Consider the following 20,578-nt stretch of genomic DNA (forward strand, 5'->3'; position numbering starts at 1 on the left):
GCCCTAAGCGGGATCCCCGAACGCCTTGAGGATGCGTTCGGCGGCCAGCGTGGCCGTCAGTTCGCCGTCCCTGACCTGTTGTTCGAGGCCGGGTGCGAGGGACCGTACGCCGGGGTGGGTGCGCAGCCGGCCGAGGAGTTCGTCGCGGACCATGGACCAGGTCCAGTCGACCTGCTGGTCCCGGCGCTTGGCGGCGAGACGGCCGGTGGAGTCGAGGAGGGCGCGGTGCTGTTCCAGGCGCTCCCAGACCGTGTCCAGACCGGTCGACTCGCGAGCGCTGCAGCTCAGCACCGGCGGCGTCCAGACCGTGTCCTTGCCGTGCATCAGCCGCAGGGCTCCCGCCAGCTCCCGGGCCGCCGTGCGGGCGTCGCGCTCGTGCGGGCCGTCCGCCTTGTTGACGGCGAGCACGTCGGCCAGCTCCAGGACGCCCTTCTTGATGCCCTGCAGCTGGTCGCCGGTGCGGGCGAGGGTCAGGAGGAGGAAGGAGTCGACCATGTCGGCGACGGCCGTCTCGGACTGGCCGACGCCGACGGTCTCCACCAGCACCACGTCGTAGCCGGCCGCCTCCATCACCACGATCGACTCGCGGGTGGCCTTGGCGACCCCGCCGAGCGTGCCGGCCGTCGGGGAGGGCCGCACGAAGGCCGCGGGGTCGACGGCCAGGCGCTCCATGCGGGTCTTGTCGCCGAGGATCGAGCCCCCCGTACGGCTCGACGACGGGTCGACCGCCAGCACCGCCACCCGGTGACCGAGCGAGGTCAGCCTCGTGCCGAAGGCGTCGATGAACGTCGACTTGCCCACGCCCGGCACCCCGCTGACCCCGATCCGCCGGGCCCGGCCGCTGTGCGGCAGCAGCGCGGTCAGCAACTCCTGGGCGAGCACCCGGTGCCCGGGCCGGGTGGACTCGACGAGGGTGATGGCGCGGGCGATGATCGCCCGCTTCCCGTCGAGGACGCCCTCGGCGTAGGCGCCGACATCGATCACAGGGCGTGCCCGAGGTCGTCCGACAGCCGCTTCACCAGGTCGTACGCCGCGTCCGGGATCACCGTCCCGGGCGGGAAGACGGCCGCCGCGCCCATCGACAGGAGCGTGGGCACGTCCTGGGGCGGGATCACCCCGCCGACCACGATCATGATGTCCGCGCGCCCCTCCTCGGCCAGCCGCTCCTTCAGCGCCGGGACGAGGGTGAGGTGTCCGGCGGCCAGCGAGGACACCCCGACGATGTGCACGTCCGCCTCGACGGCCTGGCGGGCCACCTCGGCCGGGGTCTGGAACAGCGGGCCGACGTCGACGTCGAAACCGAGGTCGGCGAAGGCGGTCGCGATCACCTTCTGGCCCCGGTCGTGGCCGTCCTGGCCCATCTTGGCGACCAGGATGCGCGGCCGGCGGCCCTCGGCCTCCTGGAAGTCGTCGACCAGGCCACGGGTGCGGTCCACCGCCGGGGACTCGCCTGCTTCGTTGCGGTACACGCCGGAGATCGTACGGATCTGGCTCGCGTGCCGGCCGTACACCTTCTCCAGGGCGTCGGAGATCTCCCCGACCGTGGCCTTGGCGCGGGCCGCGTTCACCGCGAGCTCCAGCAGGTTGCCCTCGCCGCCGGCGGCCCGGGTCAGCGCGTCCAGCGAGTCCTGGCACGCCCGCTCGTCGCGTTCCGCGCGCAGCCGGCGCAGCTTCTCGATCTGCTGGGCGCGGACGGAGGAGTTGTCGACCTTGAGGACGTCGATCTGCTCGTCGGTCTCCACGCGGTACTTGTTGACGCCGATGACCGGCTGCCGCCCGGAGTCGATCCGGGCCTGGGTGCGGGCCGCCGCCTCCTCCACACGCAGCTTGGGGATGCCCGCGTCGATGGCCTGGGCCATGCCGCCCGCCTGCTCGACCTCCTGGATGTGCTGCCAGGCGCGGCGGGCGAGGTCGTACGTCAGCTTCTCGACGTAGGCGCTGCCGCCCCACGGGTCGATGACCCGGGTCGTGCCGGACTCCTGCTGGATGAGCAGCTGGGTGTTGCGGGCGATGCGCGCGGAGAAGTCGGTGGGCAGGGCGAGGGCCTCGTCCAGGGCGTTGGTGTGCAGCGACTGGGTGTGGCCCTGGGTGGCCGCCATCGCCTCCACACACGTGCGCGTGACGTTGTTGAAGACGTCCTGCGCGGTGAGCGACCAGCCCGAGGTCTGCGAATGGGTGCGCAGGGAAAGGGACTTGCTGTTCTTCGGGTCGAACTGCTTGACCAGCTTCGCCCACAGCAGGCGGGCCGCGCGCAGCTTGGCGATCTCCATGAAGAAGTTCATGCCGATCGCCCAGAAGAACGACAGCCGGGGCGCGAACGCGTCCACGTCCAGGCCCGCCTCGCGGCCCGCGCGGAGGTACTCCACACCGTCCGCGAGCGTGTACGCCAGCTCCAGGTCGGCCGTCGCGCCCGCCTCCTGGATGTGGTAGCCGGAGATGGAGATGGAGTTGTAGCGGGGCATCCGCTGCGAGGTGAAGGCGAAGATGTCGGAGATGATCCGCATCGACGGCTTCGGCGGATAGATGTAGGTGTTGCGGACCATGAACTCCTTGAGGATGTCGTTCTGGATGGTCCCCGCCAGCTTCTCGGCCGGTACGCCCTGCTCCTCTGCCGCCACGATGTAGAGCGCGAGCACCGGGAGCACGGCGCCGTTCATCGTCATCGACACGCTCATCCGGTCCAGCGGGATGCCGTCGAAGAGCTGCCGCATGTCGAGGATCGAGTCGATCGCCACACCCGCCATGCCGACGTCGCCCGTCACCCGCGGGTGGTCGCTGTCGTAGCCCCGGTGGGTGGGCAGGTCGAAGGCGACGGACAGGCCCTTCTGACCGGCCGCCAGGTTGCGCCGGTAGAAGGCGTTCGACTCCTCGGCGGTGGAGAAGCCCGCGTACTGGCGGATCGTCCAGGGCTGGTTGACGTACATCGTCGGGTACGGGCCGCGCAGATACGGCGCCATGCCCGGGTAGGTGCCCAGGAAATCCAGGCCCTCCAGGTCCTGCCCGGTGTACAGCGGCTTGACCGGGATGCCCTCCGGGGTCTGCCACAGCGGGTCGTCACCGCCGGCCGCCTTCTCGACCGCCGTACGCCAGTCGTCGGCGCCGCCGTCGAGGGCCGGGGAACCCAGCTCGATCCCGGAGAAGTCGGGGATTCCCATCAGGACACTCCCATGCGGTCGAGGGCGGCGGACAGGACGGCCACGGCGTCGCAGCCCGCGAAGACGTACGCGTCGACGTCGGTGTACTGCCCGGGGCGGCCGGCGAGGAACACCCGCGCGGCGCCGGCGGCCTTCAGCCGTGCGGCCACGGTCGCGGCCTGCTCCTCGTAGAGGGCGTCGCTGGAGCACACGCACACCTCGGTGGCACCGCTCTCCTCGAACGTGCCGCCGGTGACGGGCTCGATGCCGCCCGCCTGGAAGAGGTTGGCGGCGAAGGTCGTACGGGCGGTGTGGGCGGCGGCGGGGCCGAGGGAGGCCAGGTAGACGCGGGGCCGGGAGCCCGTCGCGGCGAGGTGGGCGTCCGAGCGGGCGCGCAGCGCCTCGTACGCCTCGTCGCGGCTGACGCGGGGGAGACCGCCGGACGGCGGCTCGGGCGCGGGCGCGCGGACGACCGGCTTCTCCGCCAGGTGGGGGAACTCGCTGACGCCGGTGACGGGTTCGCGCCGCTTGGCGAGCCTGGCGCTGCGGGCCGCCCAGGTCTCGGCGAGGCGGTCCCGTACGGCGCCGGAGCGCAGGGCGGCCGCCTGGCCACCCGCGTGCTCGATCTCCTGGAAGAACTCCCAGCCCGCGTGGGCGAGTTCGTCCGTGAGCCGTTCCACGTACCAGGAGCCGCCCGCCGGGTCGATCACCCGGGACAGGTGGGACTCCTCGATGAGGATCGTGGAGGTGTTGCGCGCGATGCGCCGGGCGAACGCGTCCGGCAGTCCGAGCGTGTGGTCGAAGGGCAGCACGGTGACGGAGTCGGCGCCGCCCGTCCCGGCGGCCAGCGTGGCGATGGTCGCGCGCAGCATGTTCACCCACGGGTCGCGGCGCGTCATCATCACCGGCGAGGTCACCGCGTGTTGAGTCTGCGCCCCGGCCGCGGGCACCCCGCACACCTCGGCCACCCGCGCCCACAGCCGGCGCGCGGCCCGCAGCTTGGCGATCGTCAGGAACTGGTCGGCGGTCGCCGCGTACCGGAACTCCAGCTGCGCACAGGCCTGTTCGACGCTCAGCCCGGCCCCGGTCAGCTCCCGCAGATACGCGACACCGGTCGCGAGCGAGGCACCCAGCTCCTGCGCGGCCGAGCCGCCCGCCTCGTGGTACGGCAGGGCGTCCACGGTCAGGGCCCGCAGCCCCGGGTACTCCTCCGCGCACAGTCGGGCCAGGCCGGCCACGGGCGCGAAGTCGTACGTCTGTCCGGTACGGGCCTCGTGGCCGAGCGGATCCGCGCCCAGGTTGCCGCGCGCCGCCTCCTTGGCGACACCGCGGTCGGTGTACAGCCGCAGCAACTCCCGTGCCGCGGGCCCGACCTCGGCGCCCGCGTCCAGGACGACCGGCGCGAGATCGAGGTAGACGCCGTCGAGCACCCGGCCGAGCGACGACACCGGGAGGCCGGTCTCGCCGAGCACCAGCCACAGGGAGGTGACGCCGTTCTCCAGATCCGCGAGCACGGCGTCCCCGTCCGCCGCCGTGTGGCGCTGGCGTACGTCCCAGCCGCCGACGGTGTTGCCCGCGGCCCGGCCTCCTCGTACGAAGGGCGCGAAGCCGGGGAGACCCGGAGGGGGCGCGGTGTCGTGCGCGGTGTACAGAGGGCGGGTGCGCAGCCCGTCCTCCAGCGCGGTGGACAGGGCTTGTTCGGCCTGAGCGCCCTCGACGTCCTGGCCCGACTTGCGCAGCACGCCCGCAACGAGGCGCTGCCACTGCTCGTGGGTTGCGTCAGGGAACTCGGCGGCCAGCTCAAGCCCGTCGTCAGGCAGGACCGTCATGCTCGGATGCTAGGCCAGATGCACAAAGGAGCAGCAGGGGGCACGGCTGTGACCTTGCCCTCTCCGGGACGATCTCGAAGTGCGGGCGGCCCGCGTACCGGGCCGGGCTGAACGCGCCGGGGCCGTCCGCCGTACCTCGTGCCACGCGGCCCGTGAGCCCCATGAGGCGATGTCACCGGGCCGACCGAGGACAGGAGCGACCCCATGGCCGAGAAGTACTTCACCGTGTCCGGCATGAGCTGCGGCCACTGCGCCGCGAGCGTCACCGAGGAGGTCGTCGCGGTTCCCGGCGTCACCGAGGTCGATGTCGACGTACGGGCCGGGCTGGTGACCGTGCGCGGGGAGACGGTCGACGACGGGGCCGTCCGCGCGGCGATCGTGGAGGCGGGCTACGAGGTCGCGGAGGTCGTACGGCAGGCCGCGGCCTGAGCCGGAGAGCGGGAAGGGAACGCGCGGGAACGTTGCCGGAACACGGCAATGCATCGGTCCCCCCACTCGTGTGAGGATCCCGTCAAGCCGGAGACCGGCGGCGGGGTGAGAGAGCGGCACGCATGGCCTGGTTCTTCGGACTCGGCATCACGGGGGTCGTGCCGCTCGCCCTGTCGCCGGTCTTCGACTGCCCGGGGCTCGAACCCCTCGGCTTCCACCGCGGGCGTTGACCTCGCGGACTCCTGAAGGGCGTCTCGCGGCGCGGTGTCACGGCGGGGGAGCGGTCGGTGCGGGGCGGTGGCAGCGGGAAGGCCGAGACCGGAGAGTGACGGGATGAGCCCGAAGTGAAGGGACATGGGTAGCGCTTTACCTATTGGGTGAATTCACCTTTTCGGATTGCGCTAGGATCCTTTACCAAGCGCTGACGCTCCGGTGAGCGCTACTTTGCTCATTTGTTCGAGTGATGGTCGGTGGTGCAGCCGACGGCGTGTGTGTGGGGGGCGTGACATGGGTCGAGTAATCCGCGTGCGCGTCGTCAACGCCGCTCGCGACGCCGTACCCGATACCGGCCGCGCCGCGGGCCCGAGCGACCGCCCCGCGCGCTGACGCCCTCGCCGCCGTAGCAGAGGTCCGCCGACCGCCCGATGCCCTCGGGCGGTCGACGGCCCGTCACGTAGGCGACCGAGCCCCGCGGGAAACCCGCGCGCCGGTACGACGCCGACGGCCCCGCCCGACAGGTGTGCCGGGCCCCGCCGCCCGCGTGCGCCGGTCGTAGCCGCACGCGACACGCGTACCCATACGCGCACCCGAACTCGCACCAGGCACAGACGCCGTCACCGCACTCGTCAACGGAGGACAGACGCCCGTGCATCACACCACCGCCATGCTCATCGAGCTCGGGGCGATCATTCTCGCCCTGGGTCTGCTGGGCCGCCTCGCCGGACGGGTGGGCTTCTCACCCATACCCCTCTATCTGCTCGCCGGGCTCGCCTTCGGCCACGGCGGCATCCTTCCCCTGCAGGCCAGCGAGGAGTTCATCGCCACCGGCGCCGAGATCGGCGTCATCCTCCTGCTGCTCCTGCTCGGCCTGGAGTACAGCGCCTCCGAACTCGTCACCAACCTCAAGACCCAGTACCCCTCCGGCGCGGTCGACTTCGTTCTCAACGCCGCCCCCGGCGCCGCGATGGCACTGCTGCTCGGCTGGGGCCCGGTCGCCGCCGTCGCCCTCGCCGGCGTCACCTGGATCTCCTCCTCCGGCGTCATCGCCAAGGTCCTCGGCGACCTTCGCCGCCTCGGCAACCGTGAGACCCCGGTCGTGCTGGGCGTCCTGGTCCTCGAAGACCTCTCCATGGCCGTCTACCTGCCGATCCTCACCGCCCTGCTCGCCGGGGTGAGCCTGGCGGGCGGCGCCCTCACCCTCCTGATCGCCCTGGGCACGGTGGGCGCCGTCCTCTACGTCGCCCTGCGCCACGGCCGGCTGATCAGCCGTGCCGTCTCCTCCGACAACGCCGAGATGCTCCTCCTGGTCGTCCTCGGCCTCACCCTCGTCGTCGCCGGGGTCGCCCAGCACCTGCAGGTCTCGGCCGCCGTGGGCGCGTTCCTCGTCGGCATCGCGCTGTCCGGTGAGGTCGCCGAGGGTGCCAGCAGCATCCTCACCCCGCTGCGGGACCTGTTCGCCGCGGTCTTCTTCGTCTTCTTCGGCCTGCACACCGACCCCGCCGACATCCCGCCCGTCCTCCTGCCGGCCCTCGCGCTGGCCGCCGTCACCTCCCTGACGAAGATCGCCACCGGTTACTGGGCGGCCCGGCGGGCCGGGATCTCCGCCAAGGGCCGCTGGCGGGCGGGCGGAACGCTGGTCGCCCGGGGCGAGTTCTCCATCGTGATCGCCGGCCTCGCCGTCGGCGTCGAGCCCCGCGTCGGCCCCCTGGCCACGGCGTACGTCCTCATCCTGGTCGTCCTCGGCCCCCTCACCGCCCGCTGGACCGAACCCCTCGCCACCCGACTCACCCGCCGCCGCGCATCGGCCGCACCCCAGGAGGCGCCGGCGGGACAGCCCGACCCGAACCCCGAGCCCACCACCGAGGCCGCGCACGCGAACGTCTGAGGAACCGTGCACGCGAACGCCTGAGAAGGCTGTGCGCGGGCGCGTCCGGCTCGGACGCGACGCGGCGTACGGGCACGCCGCGAGCGACCCCGGACCCTCCACGCGGCGCCACGGCCATCAGAACTGTCGGCGGCCTCGGTGCCAGGACAGACCGCCCCCACCGGCCATCCGTCACCACGCATACGGCGTCCACGCGGTCGACGCCTCAGTCGCCCAACACGCCGTGGCCACCGGCCTGTACGCCCTTCCGCGCACCGACGTGTGGCCGGTGGCCCATCCGCGCACAGCCCCGGCGGCATACGACGTGCGACGTGTTCCGCAAACAGCGTCCTCGCCGCCGGGCCAGGTGCTATCCGGAAGCGCTCAGCTTCTGCACCGTGAGGGCGAGGTTCTTGGCGTCGGCGCTGCCCCAGGCGTAGACCACGGTGATGCCGCCCGGGTCGAGGTCGAGTTTGGCGGGGCCGATGGCGACGGTGGTGGTGCCGGCCAGTACGACATCGGCATTGACCGACCCGGCGGGCACGTCCGCCTGCTTCTGCTGCGGGTTCTTGACGTTCTTGAAGACCGGAGTGCCGTCGGCCCGCACGTCGACCGCGGGCGCGGCCGCCACGTGCCGCACGATCAGCCTCGACTTGCCCTCCGGCACCTTGGAGGTGTCGTTGAGGAAGGCGTTCAGCGCCGGCTGGCCATTGGTGTTCAGGTTGGCCGTCAGGCTGGCGTTGGTGCCGCTGGACACCTCGACCGTCTGCTGCACCACGGGAGTGGCGGAGTAGGAGGCCCCGGCCTTGAAGATCTTGATGTCGTAGGAGTCGGCGGGCAGGGAGAGTGGAGAACTCAGAGAGCCAGGGGTGAAGTCGGACAGCAGCTTCTTGCCGTTGGCGTAGACGTCCACGTTCGCCTCGGGGATGCCGTGGAAGACCGTGACGGTGGCGTTGTTCTGCGCCGTGTTCTGCGCCGCTCCGGCCGACGTGGCGGGGACAGCCGTCAGTCCCAGCAGCCCGGCCGCACCGAGCGCGAGGGCCGCCCTTGTGAGTCGCGTGTTCATGGCCTTGTCCCTTCTGTAGCGCACTGCTGCGCCGGGCCCTGCTTCGGGCATCGGCGGAGCGGCACGCGCGGACATGTGCTTCTGCGGTCTCCGGGGGCCTGGGAGAGCGGGGCTTCTGACAAGGTTCCGGAGCTGCGATTTCCAAGAAGGGAAAGCCGCGATGAACCGTCCCTGGTTTTCCCGATGAACCGTCCACGCTTCGGACCCGGTCCGATCGGCTGGCTGTGGACCCGGTCCGATCGGCCCCGCGACGACCTCTGGCGGCCGCGTCGGCCCTGTGGGAGGCCGCCCTGCTCACGCCGTATGAAGGACCCTAACCACCATCGGACAGCTCCGAAGTGATCGCAAACGCCCTGGCCCGTGCCTGCTCTGACCTCGATCGGGAAAGAGCACCACCATCCGGAGCCTGCTGCTGATCCGCCGGCTCGCGGACGCGCCGTCCGGCCTAGTGGTACAGCTCAACGGCCCCTACGGCCTGGCCTCGGGGGAGGCGCACGAGGTGCCGCACCCGGATGCCCCCGACTCCACCATCGAGATCCAGGTCGGTGGTGACGGCGGTGCGGCGCCGAGCGTGCACCGCTTCACGGTCCCCGACGAACCGGCTCTCTACCTGGAAGTGGCCGAGGGCGATGGGCCGCCACCGGGCCGCGGTCCAGATGGCCGGCACTCTCGCCCGGGAGCCGTTCCGTATCCCGTCCGTGGAACTCACCAAGGACGGGGTGAGGGGCGACCAGGACGCCGTACGCATCGGGACGATGTAGCGCTTCAAGGGCCTGGAGTTCCAGCGGGTGTTCCTCGCGGGCGTCAGCGACGGCCGGCTTCCGCACCATCGCATCGAGCAGTACCGGCTCACCGGCAAGGGATGTCCCACGAGTGCCGCCGCACCTCCTCCCGGCTTGCTTTCCAGCACGTCAAGCAGGGTGCGGCGGGTGCCCCGGTGAAGAATGGTCAGATGTCCCGGAAGATCTCGATCTGCGCCCCGACCGTGTTCAGCCGCTCCGCGAGGTCCTCGTAACCGCGGTTGATGACATAGACGTTGCGCAGGACGGACGTGCCCTCGGCGGCCATCATCGCGAGGAGGACGACGACGGCCGGGCGCAGCGCGGGCGGGCACATCATCTCGGCGGCGCGCCAGCGGGTGGGGCCCTCGACCAGGACGCGGTGGGGGTCCAGCAACTGGAGGCGGCCGCCGAGGCGGTTGAGGTCCGTCAGGTAGATCGCGCGGTTGTCGTAGACCCAGTCGTGGATGAGGGTCTGGCCCTGCGCGGCGGCGGCGATGGCCGCGAAGAACGGGACGTTGTCGATGTTCAGGCCGGGGAACGGCATGGGGTGGATCTTGTCGATCGGCGCCTGCAGCTTCGAGGGCCGGACGGTGAGGTCCACCAGACGCGTACGGCCGTTGTCGGCGAAGTACTCCGCCGAGCGGTCGTGGTCGAGGCCCATCTCCTCCAGGACCGCCAGCTCGATCTCCAGGAACTCGATCGGCACCCGGCGCACGGTCAGTTCGGACTCGGTGACGACCGCCGCGGCGAGCAGGCTCATCGCCTCGACCGGGTCCTCGGAGGGCGAGTAGTCGACGTCCACGTCGATGCGCGGCACCCCGTGCACGGTGAGCGTGGTGGTGCCGATGCCCTCCACCCGTACGCCGAGCGCCTCCAGGAAGAAGCAGAGGTCCTGGACCATGTAGTTGGACGAGGCGTTGCGGATGACGGTCACGCCGTCGTGCCGGGCGGCGGCGAGCAGCGCGTTCTCGGTCACCGTGTCGCCGCGCTCGGTCAGCACGATCGGCCGACCGGGGGTGACGGACCGGTCCACCACGGCGTGGTAGAGCCCCTCGGTGGCCGTGACGTCGAGGCCGAACCGGCGCAGCGCGATCATGTGCGGCTCGATCGTCCGCGTCCCGAGGTCGCAACCGCCCGCGTACGGCAGCTTGAAGTGGTCCATGCGGTGCAGCAGCGGGCCGAGGAACATGATGATCGAGCGGGTGCGGCGGGCCGCCTCCGCGTCGATCGCGTCGAGGTCCAGTTCGGCCGGCGGCACGATCTCCAGGTCGACACCGCCGTTGATCCACCGGGTGCGTACGCCGATGGAGCCGAGCACCTCCAGAAGGCGGTACACCTCCTCGATCCGGGCCACCCTGCGCAGCACTGTGCGCCCCTTGTTCAACAAGGAGGCGCACAGCAGCGCGACACACGCGTTCTTGCTGGTCTTCACGTCGATCGAGCCGGACAGTCGACGCCCGCCGACCACCCGCAGATGCATCGGACCCGCGTATCCCAGCGAGACGATCTCACTGTCCAGGGCTTCACCGATTCGGGCGATCATCTCAAGGCTGATGTTTTGATTACCGCGCTCGATACGATTCACCGCGCTCTGACTCGTGCCGAGCGCCTCCGCCAACTGCGACTGCGTCCAGCCACGGTGCTGCCTTGCGTCACGGATGAGCTTGCCGATGCGTTCGAGGTAGTCGTCTGCCATGAGGTCGAGGTTATCTCAGATATGAGATGGCGCCTCTTGGGGGGTCTGTTGGAGGTGCTGCGGAGGGCCGTTCAGGTGAGGGAGTGAGGGAGTGAGGGAGTGAGGGACGGAGTGGCGCCCGTGCGGCGTGACGAGGCGTCAGCCGTACGGCGGGCCATCGGTGGGCTCAGTGGCGCTTCGCGTTGCGCGTACGGCGCCAGCCGAAGGGGCCGGGCAGATCCATCGAGGTCGTGCGGCGTCCCGTGCTGCTGTGCGTGTGGCGCGGGCCGTTGCGGCCGCCGGTGGTGATGGACCAGGAGCGCTTGTTGATGTTCAGTCGCACACCCGGCAGGATGCGGAAGCTCTTGCGGAACGTGAGCGGCATGTGTGCCTCCTTTCCGATGGACACCGGGTACCCCCCTCGGCGGTTCGCATCCCTGTCGCTTGTCGACAACTGCGAGTTCCGAGAGGGGTATTGGCCGGGGATCGGGAAGGGGAGGCTCGTGAACCGCCGCGGTGCGTGGGGGGCGCGCGCGGAGGTGCGAGGGCGCCCCGTGGCGCCTGACCGGCTCGTGGCACCCTGACCGGTCCCGTCGCGCCCTGACTGGCGTCGCGTGGCGCCCTGACCGGTCCCGTCGCGCCCTGGCCGGTCGCGTCAGCGAGGCGGCAGTACGCAGAACTCGTGGCCGTCGGGGTCGGCCATCACCACCCAGTCGACCTCGCCCTGGCCGATGTCGACGCGTGTCGCCCCGAGGGAGACGAGGCGGTCGACCTCTGCCTGCTGGTCGCCGTCGGCGGGTGGGACGAGGTCGAAGTGCAGCCGGTACTTGCCGGCCTTCGGGGCCAGCGGCGGGCCGCCCCAGGTGATCTTCGGGCCGCCGTGCGGTGAGCGGATCGCGGTCTCCTCGTCCTGGTCCCAGACCAGCGGCCAGTCCAGCGCGCGGCTCCAGAAGTAGCCGACCTCCTGCGAACCGTCGCTCGCGAGCGCTCCGACGAATCCGCAGTCGGCGAGGAAGCCGTTGCCCGGCTCGATGACACAGAACTCGTTGCCCTCGGGGTCGGCGAGGACCACATGCTCCTCTTCCGGGAGCTGGCCGATGTCGATGTGCCGGCCGCCGAATTCCAGCACCCTCGCCACGACCTGCTGCTGGTCGTCGAGGGACTTGCTGGTCAGGTCGAAGTGCATCTGGTTCGGGACGGTCTTCTTCTCCTGGCTCGGCAGGAAGCGGAGCCGGAACCCGGTGTCGTCGTTCGGCGCGAGCGCGATGCCGTCGTAGGGATCGTCGGTCGTCTCCCAGCCCAGGACGCCGGCCCAGAAGCGCGCGAGGCCGACGGGGTCGTTCGCGTCGAAGCAGAGCGCGTGGAGGTGGGACGTCATGCCTGGGGATCTCCGATCCGCTGACTCACGGCCGCGGACGGGCTCGGCCGGCCGAGGACGGGGCTCGTCCCCGCTGCCCATGAGGACGACAATGCTAAGAAGCCCGGCAACCGCCGTGCAACGCGATAAACGGCCCGGAGCCGTGCCCGCTCGCCCGGAGATTGGCGCACGCCACATCGGGCCGGGCATGACCAGCCCGCGCCCATGTACTACTGTTATCTCGACATCGAGATATCTGCCGAGGCGCACTGCGGCCGCACGTCCCGGCCTGTCTGGCGGTAAGGGCTACCTAACTTAGCCTTACCTTAGCGGGTCGGCCAAGGGGGCGTGGCGGCAGGATGCGGTGGTACGCGCACATGGAATGAAGGAGACTGTCGTGTCGGCGAACAGCTTCGACGCCCGCAGCACGCTGCAGGTGGGCGACGAGTCGTACGAGATCTTCCGGCTGGACAAGGTGGAGGGCTCGGCTCGCCTGCCCTACAGCCTCAAGGTCCTGCTGGAGAACCTGCTCCGCACGGAGGACGGCGCGAACATCACCGCCGACCACATCCGTGCCCTCGGCGGCTGGGACTCGCAGGCCCAGCCCAGCCAGGAGATCCAGTTCACCCCGGCCCGCGTGATCATGCAGGACTTCACCGGTGTGCCCTGTGTGGTGGACCTCGCCACCATGCGTGAGGCCGTGAAGGCGCTCGGCGGCGACCCGGCGAAGGTCAACCCGCTCTCCCCGGCCGAGATGGTCATCGACCACTCCGTCATCGCCGACAAGTTCGGCACCAACGAGGCCTTCGCGCAGAACGTCGAGCTGGAGTACGGCCGCAACAAGGAGCGCTACCAGTTCCTGCGCTGGGGCCAGACCGCGTTCGACGACTTCAAGGTCGTCCCGCCCGGCACCGGCATCGTCCACCAGGTGAACATCGAGCATCTGGCCCGCACCGTCATGGTCCGTAACGGCCAGGCGTACCCCGACACCCTCGTCGGCACCGACTCGCACACCACCATGGTCAACGGCCTCGGTGTGCTCGGCTGGGGCGTCGGCGGCATCGAGGCCGAGGCCGCGATGCTCGGCCAGCCGGTCTCCATGCTCATCCCGCGCGTCGTCGGCTTCAAGCTCACCGGTGAGCTGACGCCGGGCACCACCGCCACCGACCTCGTGCTGACCATCACCGAGATGCTTCGCAAGCACGGTGTCGTCGGCAAGTTCGTCGAGTTCTACGGCGAGGGCGTGGCCGCCACCTCGCTCGCCAACCGCGCCACCATCGGCAACATGTCGCCGGAGTTCGGCTCGACCGCCGCGATCTTCCCGATCGACGGCGAGACCATCAAGTACCTGAAGCTCACGGGCCGCAGCGAGCAGCAGCTCGCGCTCGTCGAGGCGTACGCCAAGGAGCAGGGCCTCTGGCTCGACCCGGCCGCCGAGCCCGACTTCTCCGAGAAGCTGGAGCTCGACCTCTCCACGGTCGTCCCCTCCATCGCCGGCCCGAAGCGCCCGCAGGACCGCATCGTCCTCGCGAACGCCGCCGAGCAGTTCAAGGTCGACGTGCGCAACTACGTCGACTCCGTGGACGAGGCGGGCCAGGAGTCCTTCCCGGCCTCCGACTCCCCGGCCGTCGCCCCGAACGGCGCCCCGTCCAACCCGGTCACCGTGACCGCCCCCGACGGCTCGACGTACGAGATCGACCACGGCGCGGTGACGGTCGCGGCCATCACCTCCTGCACCAACACCTCCAACCCGTACGTCATGGTCGCCGCCGCGCTCGTCGCGAAGAAGGCCGTGGAGAAGGGCCTGACCCGCAAGCCGTGGGTCAAGACCACCCTCGCCCCGGGCTCCAAGGTCGTCACCGACTACTTCGACAAGGCGGGCCTGACCCCCTACCTCGACAAGGTCGGCTTCAACCTCGTCGGCTACGGCTGCACCACCTGCATCGGCAACTCCGGCCCGCTGCCGGAGGAGGTCTCCAAGGCCGTCAACGACCACGACCTCGCGGTCACCTCGGTCCTCTCCGGCAACCGGAACTTCGAGGGCCGGATCAACCCCGACGTCAAGATGAACTACCTGGCCTCCCCGCCGCTGGTCGTCGCGTACGCCCTCGCGGGCTCCATGAAGGTGGACATCACGCGCGACGCCCTCGGCACGGACCAGGAGGGCAAGCCGGTCTACCTGGAGGACATCTGGCCCTCCGAGGCCGAGGTCAACGACGTCGTGGCGAACGCCATCGGCGAGGACATGTTCTCCAAGTCCTACTCCGACGTCTTCGCGGGCGACGCCCAGTGGCAGGCCCTGTCGATCCCCGAGGGCAACACCTTCGAGTGGGACCCGCAGTCGACGTACGTCCGCAAGCCCCCGTACTTCGAGGGCATGACGATGGAGACCACCCCGGTCTCGGACATCGCCGGCGCCCGCGTCCTCGCCAAGCTGGGCGACTCGGTCACCACCGACCACATCTCCCCGGCCGGCGCGATCAAGGCCGACACCCCCGGAGGCAAGTACCTCACGGAGCACGGTGTCGAGCGTCGTGACTTCAACAGCTACGGCTCGCGCCGCGGCAACCACGAGGTCATGATCCGCGGCACGTTCGCCAACATCCGCCTGCGCAACCAGATCGCGCCGGGCACCGAGGGCGGCTACACCCGCGACTTCACCCAGGACGGCGGTCCGGTGTCGTTCATCTACGACGCCTCGCGCAACTACATCGAGCAGGGCATCCCGCTGGTCATCCTGGCCGGCAAGGAGTACGGCTCCGGCTCGTCCCGTGACTGGGCGGCCAAGGGCACGGCCCTCCTCGGCGTGAAGGCCGTCATCGCCGAGTCGTACGAGCGCATCCACCGCTCGAACCTCATCGGCATGGGCGTCCTCCCGCTCCAGTTCCCGGAGGGCGCCTCGGCCTCCTCCCTCGGCCTCACCGGCGAGGAGACCTTCTCCTTCACCGGCGTCGAGGAGCTGAACAACGGCACCACGCCGCGCACTGTCAAGGTCACCACCGACAGCGGCGTCGAGTTCGACGCGGTCGTCCGCATCGACACCCCCGGTGAGGCCGACTACTACCGCAACGGCGGCATCATGCAGTACGTGCTGCGCAGCCTGATCCGCAAGTAAGCGGCCAGGCAGGGCAGTTGAGGGCCGCATCCCCGGTGACGGGGGTGCGGCCCTTCGCCGTCCTCGACGGCCGATCCGAGGGGGCTCCCGCAGACCGCGCTACAACCAGCCGCGCTGCGCCGCCCGCATCCCCAGCTGGAAGCGGCTCGCCGCCCCCAGCCGCTCCTGGAGGTCACTCACCCGGCGGCGCAGGGTCCGCAGACTCACGCCCAGGTGGCGGGCCACCGCCTCGTCCTTCATCCCGGCCGCCAGCAGCCGTGTCAACGCCCGCTCGCCCTCGGAGAGTTCGGCGTCCTCGGCGGGTCGGCCGAGCGGAGCCGCCTGCTGCCAGGCCAGGTCGAAAAGCTTCTGCAGGGCCTCGGTCACCGCCGAGTGCCGTACGACGGCGGCGCAGTAGCCGCCCGCCGGGGAGGCGGTCAGCGGGAGCATCGCCCGACGTCCGTCGACCACCAGCAACTTGACCGGCACCGACGGCAACACCCGGGCCTGTTCGCCGAGTTCCACCATCTTCCAGGCGTGGGACAGGACGTCCGGGTCCTCCAGGGCGGTCGCGGCGTAGACCGTGCGATACACGATCCCGCGGCTGAGCAGATCGGCCTGGAGGTCCAGCTGTGGGGTACGGGGGGCTAGATAGGGAGGCGTGTCGAAGACACACACCTCGTGCTCGGCGTGGGCGTACAGCTCTTCCAGGCGTGCCGCGTTGGCGCCCTCCCCGGAGACCACCTCGACCAGCCGGGACGGCTCCTCGCGCAGCAGCCCCGCCTCGTACGCGGTCGCCATCTCCTCGGCGGTGGCGGCGAGCAGTTCGGACTCCGTCTCGCGCCGCCGGATCAGCGCGCGGATCGCCACCCGTGGGTCGACCGCGCGTAACCCGCCCATGGAGTCGGGCGGTTGGAGAAACCCGAGTGCGAGCAGCCGGTCGCAGGACTCGCGCACCCGTGCCGGGGAGGCACCGGTCAGCAGCGCCCAGCCGGCCGCTTCGGCATCGGGCTGATGGAGGATCGCCTGGTACACCAGCTCGTCGAAGGCGGAGACCCCCACCGCGGACCAGGGGCTCGCGGCAGGGGTCGGTCTTGCCGTGTCGTGTGCCGTGTTCACCATGTCCCGGCACGGTAGAGGATCTTTGTTAAGGCTGAGGACCGGGTGGCGGGTGTCGCCTACTTCAGGCCGAACGCCCGCAGCACGGTCTGGTCGATCCCGTTGCCGTCGCGGTCGGTGGCCCGCACCCGCAGTGACACCGACTCGGCGCCCTTCGCCGGCTTGAACCGTGCCGTGCCGTTCTTGACCTTCACTTCCTTCCACGACGTGCCGTCGTCGTAGGAGACCCAGGCCTTCAGACTGCTCGCCTTCACGCTCCCCAGCTGGTTCGCGACCGGCAGCCCGACCTCCAGCTCCCGGCCGCTCCTGGCCCGGTTGAGGAGGTCGAGGCCCTTCGGGGCGATACCGACCGTGAGTATCGGCAGGGCCGTCTCGCTGTCGGTGTGCGCCGAGGCGAAGGTCCACTCGGTGTGCGTGCTCGTGGAGTACGTGGCCCAGGCGGCCCGGCGCTGCACGTCCAGTACGAAGCGGTACGAGGCCTTGTCCGCCGCCACGTCGAAGGTGCCGTACCCGCCGAACGTCGAGTCACCGACCAGCTGCCCGTCCGCGTAGAGCTTGCCCTTCGCGGTGTTGTCGGTGCCGTCGATGTAGCCGTAGTGACCCGGTGTGGAGTCGCTCAACTCCGCCACGGAGAGGGTGAGTTTGTCGCCGGTGCGTTCGGAGAGACCGTACTCCTCGCTGGTTCCGGGGCGGACGACCTGGCGCAGCCAGCTCTCGGTGGGCTCCGTGCCCGGCTTGCTGAAGGTCCTCAGCGGGCTCCACTGCCCCCTGAACGTATTCCAGTTCGGATAGACGACGTGCCAGGTACGGGTGTCGGGGTCGACGTAGTAGTACTCGTCGCGTTCCGTGCCCAGCTGCATGTACATGCTGTTCTCGATGCCGAAGAGCTGCCAGGGGCGGTAGGTGTACAGCGCGTCCGCGCCGATCTCGCCGGCCGTGGCTCCGTGGTAACGGGCCTTCCGCTTCACGGTGTTGGAACGGTCCAAGCGGTACGTCTGGTCGGCGGAGATGGCTCCGCTCTGCGCGGCGAGCAGGTTGTAGGCATACGGACTGACCGGCGTGCCGCCCAGCTTCAGCGTGACCTTCTTGCCGGTCTTCAGCAGGCCGGTGAGCTTGGCGCCCTCCTCGTCGGTGGCGATCATCAGCGGGACGGTGGTCGCGCGGTCCACGGCCTCGATCCAGAAACCGGGGGTCTTGCGGTACGCGATGAGGTAACCCGCGCCGGCCTTGGTCGCGTTGTCCAGAGCGCTCTGTGCCCGCTCCGTGGCGCCGAGCGCGACCACCGCCACCTTGCCCTTGACGTCGAGCCCCGCGAAGTCGGCCTCGGTACCGCCGCCCGCGTCCACGGCCTGGACCTTGTGGTCACCGCTGATCTTCAGCGGGAAGTCCTCGTACGTCTGGGAGTAGTAGAGCGAGGACAGCTCGGACTTCTCCGGGCTGGTGACGCTCGCCGTCAACTCCTTCGCGTACAGGCGGAACTTGGCGGAGAACTCCAGGGTTCCCTCGGTGACCTGCTCGGCCGGCGTCACATAGACGTGGTCGGTCCAGAATCCCTGGCTGTAGGTGAGCCCCCAGGCGTTGCCCGGCCCCTCGCGGTGCACGTTGGTGCTGAAGCCCTGGAACTCCGAGTCCTCCTTCGTCTTCGGCTTGATCTCCACCGCCTTGCGGGCGTCCAGGACGACCTCGGTGTCCCCGTCCACCTTGATCTCGGGGTTGACGACCACCGAGGTGCCGACGGCCACCCCGCCCGCGTCGCGGTCCGGGATCCAGGTCGAGACGGAGTAGGTGCCGGCCGGAACCTGCCAGGTCCAGCCGGTGCCGATGAAGCCGTACTGGTCGGGGTAGGCGCCGTTCAGCTCCATGAGCGTGTAGAGCGACCCCCCGGTGGGCGGCTTGCCGTCGCGACCCAGGAGCGAGACCTTGAGGTCGTACGTCCTCGGAGCCTTCTCGAAGCCGACACCCGTGGTGACCTGGATGCCGTCGGCGATTGCCGTGATGTGGCCCGTGTACCGGCCCTGCTCCTCCTGCGCGGGGTCGACGCCGACCGGGACCGTGGCGGTGCCCCGCGCGGGCACGGTCAGCGTGCCGCTGCCCACCGTGACGTCGGCGAGCGACGAAGAGATCTTCAACTCCACCGCTTTGTCCGTGGTGTTGGTGTACGTGATGTCCTTGGTGGCGATCTCGGTGTCGCCGTCCTCGAACTTGCCGAAGCTCAGCGTCGGGGTCGCGAAGACGTTCTGTCCGACGGCCCGCACGGCGTCGACCCGCCCGTCGCCCTGCTCGAACACGGAGTTGTCGGCGTTCGTCTTCGCCGTGGTGGCCAGGGCTTCCTTGATCTGCCGGCCGGTCCAGTCCGGATGCGCCTGCGCGACCAGCGCGGCGGCGCCCGCGACATGCGGGGTCGCCATCGACGTACCGTTCGCCGTCGTGTAGTTGTCGTCGACCGGCGTACCCATGGTGGTGCCGGCGGCACGCGCGGCGGTGATGCCCACGCCCGGCGCGGTGATCTCCGGCTTGACCGCGAAGTCACCGGGGCGTGGGCCTCGGCCGGAGAACGACGCCAGCCGGTCCGACTTGTCGACCGCGCCCACGGTGAGCGCCGAGTCGGCGATGCCCGGGGTGCCCACGGTCTGCTCGCCCGGGCCCGCGTTGCCCGACGCGATGACGAAGAGGCTGCCGGTGGAGGCGGACAGCTCGTCGACGGTCTCGCTGAGCACGTCGGAGGGGCCGGTCGCCGTACCGCCCAGCGACATGGAGACGATTTTCGCGCCGGAGCGAGCCGCCCACTCCATACCCGCGATGATCCAGGAGGACTGGCCCCGGCCCGCGTTGTTCAGCACCTTGCCGACCACCAGCTCCGCGCCCGGTGCCACGCCCTTGTGACGGCCCTCCGAGGCCGCGCCGGACCCCACGATCGTGGACGCAACATGGGTGCCGTGTCCGTGACCGTCCTGTACCTCCTGGTCCGGGACGAAGCTCCGGGACTCGGCGACCCTGCCCGCGAGATCCGGGTGCCCGCTGTCCACACCGGTGTCCAGGACCGCGACCTTGACGCCCTTGCCGTCGTAGCCCGACTGCCACACCTCGGGTGCGCCGATCTGCGGGACGCTCGTCTCCAGGGACACCTTCACCTTGGCGTCCAGCCAGATCTTGTCGATGCCCTCGCCGAGTCGCCGCGCGGCCTTCGTGGCGGGCTCGGTGCCGAGTGCCGGGGCGATGTCCGACCAGAACGCGGTCGACTTCTCGGCACTCAGCGCAGCGCCGTCGATCCCGGGCAACGCGAGCGTGCGGCGGGCGCCGTCGGGGGTCGCACCGCCCTTCGCGTACGTCGCGATCACGGGGGTGGTGCCGGTCCTGGCATCGGTGTAACCCTGCTTCACCAGCCGGGTGACGTTGAAGAGGGCCGGATCGAGGCGGCCCGCCTGGAGCAGCGGGATCGCGTCCGCCGGCAGGACACTGACCTCGCCGTCACGTTCGCTCGACAGGAACGTGGCGGCCTCGCGGCCCGCACCGCGCCGTACGTCGACGGCGTACCTGCCGTCCGGGCCGGCCGTGAGCGAGACGGTGTCGCCGGTGATGAGGGTGACGGTCTGCGTGGTGGATGTGCTCGCGGTGTCGGTCTTCTTGGTGCTGGTGCTGGTGCTGGTGCTGGTGCTGGTGCTGGTGGCGGTGGCGGTGCTGGTGGCGGTGCCGGCCGCCGCGGGCGTGATCGCCGCCGCGAGCAGACCGGCCGCTCCTGCCACGGCCCCGAGGGTGTGGAGTCTTCGCATGGGTGTGCGTCCTCCCCTGAACGCTGACGAACGCTTCCGGCCTGGTGGGCGGAAGCCAGTGATCAGAGTGGGCTGCGCGCCGAGAGAGGCTCAAGGGGTTCCTGTGGCCGGTCCGTGCCAACGCCCTCTTCGGACAAGGCAGTTGGCGGCATCCGTACGTCCCCGTGCGGAGCGCCGTCCATGCCCGCCGACCAGGTCACACGGCTCCGGCTCAGCCGGAACACAGGGTTCCCCCAGACA

13 protein-coding genes are annotated in these 20,578 nt (G+C 70.5%); 4 read left to right on the forward strand and 9 right to left on the reverse strand.

What is annotated here, in order from left to right; translation table 11 throughout:
- Positions 1-3: 3 nt before the first annotated feature.
- Genes meaB through OG272_RS37110 form a run of 3 tightly spaced genes read right to left on the reverse strand, consistent with a single transcriptional unit; the run spans position 4 to position 4,963 of the window.
- On the reverse strand, positions 4-984 hold the full coding sequence (gene meaB, locus OG272_RS37100; RefSeq protein ID WP_327727412.1) for a methylmalonyl Co-A mutase-associated GTPase MeaB: 981 nt from the start codon (positions 982-984) through the stop codon (positions 4-6).
- On the reverse strand, positions 981-3,155 hold the full coding sequence (gene scpA, locus OG272_RS37105; protein WP_327727411.1) for a methylmalonyl-CoA mutase: 2,175 nt from the start codon (positions 3,153-3,155) through the stop codon (positions 981-983). Before scpA ends, meaB begins: the two co-directional genes overlap by 4 nt.
- On the reverse strand, positions 3,155-4,963 hold the full coding sequence (locus tag OG272_RS37110; protein ID WP_327727410.1) for a methylmalonyl-CoA mutase family protein: 1,809 nt from the start codon (positions 4,961-4,963) through the stop codon (positions 3,155-3,157). Before OG272_RS37110 ends, scpA begins: the two co-directional genes overlap by 1 nt.
- A gap of 204 nt (positions 4,964-5,167) precedes the next feature.
- Between OG272_RS37110 and OG272_RS37115 the strand changes: the two genes are divergently transcribed.
- Entirely contained in the window at positions 5,168-5,392 is a 225-nt protein-coding gene (locus OG272_RS37115) for a heavy-metal-associated domain-containing protein (RefSeq protein ID WP_326575887.1), read from the forward strand.
- 865 nt (positions 5,393-6,257) lie between these two features.
- Positions 6,258-7,496, forward strand: a complete 1,239-nt coding sequence (locus OG272_RS37120) for a cation:proton antiporter (RefSeq protein ID WP_327727409.1) — start codon at positions 6,258-6,260, stop codon at positions 7,494-7,496.
- Positions 7,497-7,845: 349 nt separating this feature from the next.
- Here the strand turns inward: OG272_RS37120 and OG272_RS37125 are convergent, their stop codons facing one another.
- Positions 7,846-8,541 carry a DUF4397 domain-containing protein gene (locus OG272_RS37125; RefSeq protein ID WP_326575885.1) on the reverse strand — a complete coding sequence of 232 codons (696 nt, stop codon included), beginning with the start codon at positions 8,539-8,541 and terminating at the stop codon, positions 7,846-7,848.
- Positions 8,542-9,170: 629 nt separating this feature from the next.
- Between OG272_RS37125 and OG272_RS37130 the strand changes: the two genes are divergently transcribed.
- Complete coding sequence (locus tag OG272_RS37130; RefSeq protein WP_405895547.1) at positions 9,171-9,302, forward strand: hypothetical protein; 132 nt, start codon at positions 9,171-9,173, stop codon at positions 9,300-9,302.
- 187 nt (positions 9,303-9,489) lie between these two features.
- On the opposite strand, the gene OG272_RS37135 is transcribed toward OG272_RS37130, so the two are convergent.
- From OG272_RS37135 to OG272_RS37145, 3 genes are all read right to left on the reverse strand, one after another.
- A complete protein-coding gene (locus OG272_RS37135; RefSeq protein WP_326575881.1) occupies positions 9,490-11,019 on the reverse strand; it encodes a UDP-N-acetylglucosamine 1-carboxyvinyltransferase in 1,530 nt (509 codons plus the stop codon).
- A 166-nt stretch (positions 11,020-11,185) separates the two neighbouring features.
- The gene (locus OG272_RS37140; protein WP_326575879.1) at positions 11,186-11,383 is read right to left on the reverse strand and encodes a DUF4236 domain-containing protein; all 198 of its coding nucleotides are present in this window, start codon (positions 11,381-11,383) and stop codon (positions 11,186-11,188) included.
- A gap of 270 nt (positions 11,384-11,653) precedes the next feature.
- On the reverse strand, positions 11,654-12,376 hold the full coding sequence (locus tag OG272_RS37145) for a VOC family protein (RefSeq protein WP_405895548.1): 723 nt from the start codon (positions 12,374-12,376) through the stop codon (positions 11,654-11,656).
- Positions 12,377-12,752: 376 nt separating this feature from the next.
- Here OG272_RS37145 and acnA point away from each other — a divergent pair, with 376 nt between their 5' ends.
- Positions 12,753-15,470, forward strand: coding sequence for an aconitate hydratase AcnA (acnA, locus tag OG272_RS37150; RefSeq protein ID WP_326575875.1), 2,718 nt, complete (start codon positions 12,753-12,755; stop codon positions 15,468-15,470).
- A gap of 99 nt (positions 15,471-15,569) precedes the next feature.
- Here acnA and OG272_RS37155 read toward each other — a convergent pair whose 3' ends face one another.
- Together OG272_RS37155 and OG272_RS37160 are read right to left on the reverse strand one after the other, a co-directional pair.
- Positions 15,570-16,571 carry a LuxR C-terminal-related transcriptional regulator gene (locus OG272_RS37155; protein ID WP_326575872.1) on the reverse strand — a complete coding sequence of 334 codons (1,002 nt, stop codon included), beginning with the start codon at positions 16,569-16,571 and terminating at the stop codon, positions 15,570-15,572.
- 56 nt (positions 16,572-16,627) lie between these two features.
- Positions 16,628-20,338, reverse strand: coding sequence for a S8 family serine peptidase (locus OG272_RS37160; RefSeq protein ID WP_405895549.1), 3,711 nt, complete (start codon positions 20,336-20,338; stop codon positions 16,628-16,630).
- Positions 20,339-20,578: the final 240 nt, after the last annotated feature.

The organism is Streptomyces sp. NBC_00104, assembly GCF_045160825.1.
In the GTDB taxonomy this organism is placed as follows: Bacteria; Actinomycetota; Actinomycetes; order Streptomycetales; family Streptomycetaceae; genus Streptomyces.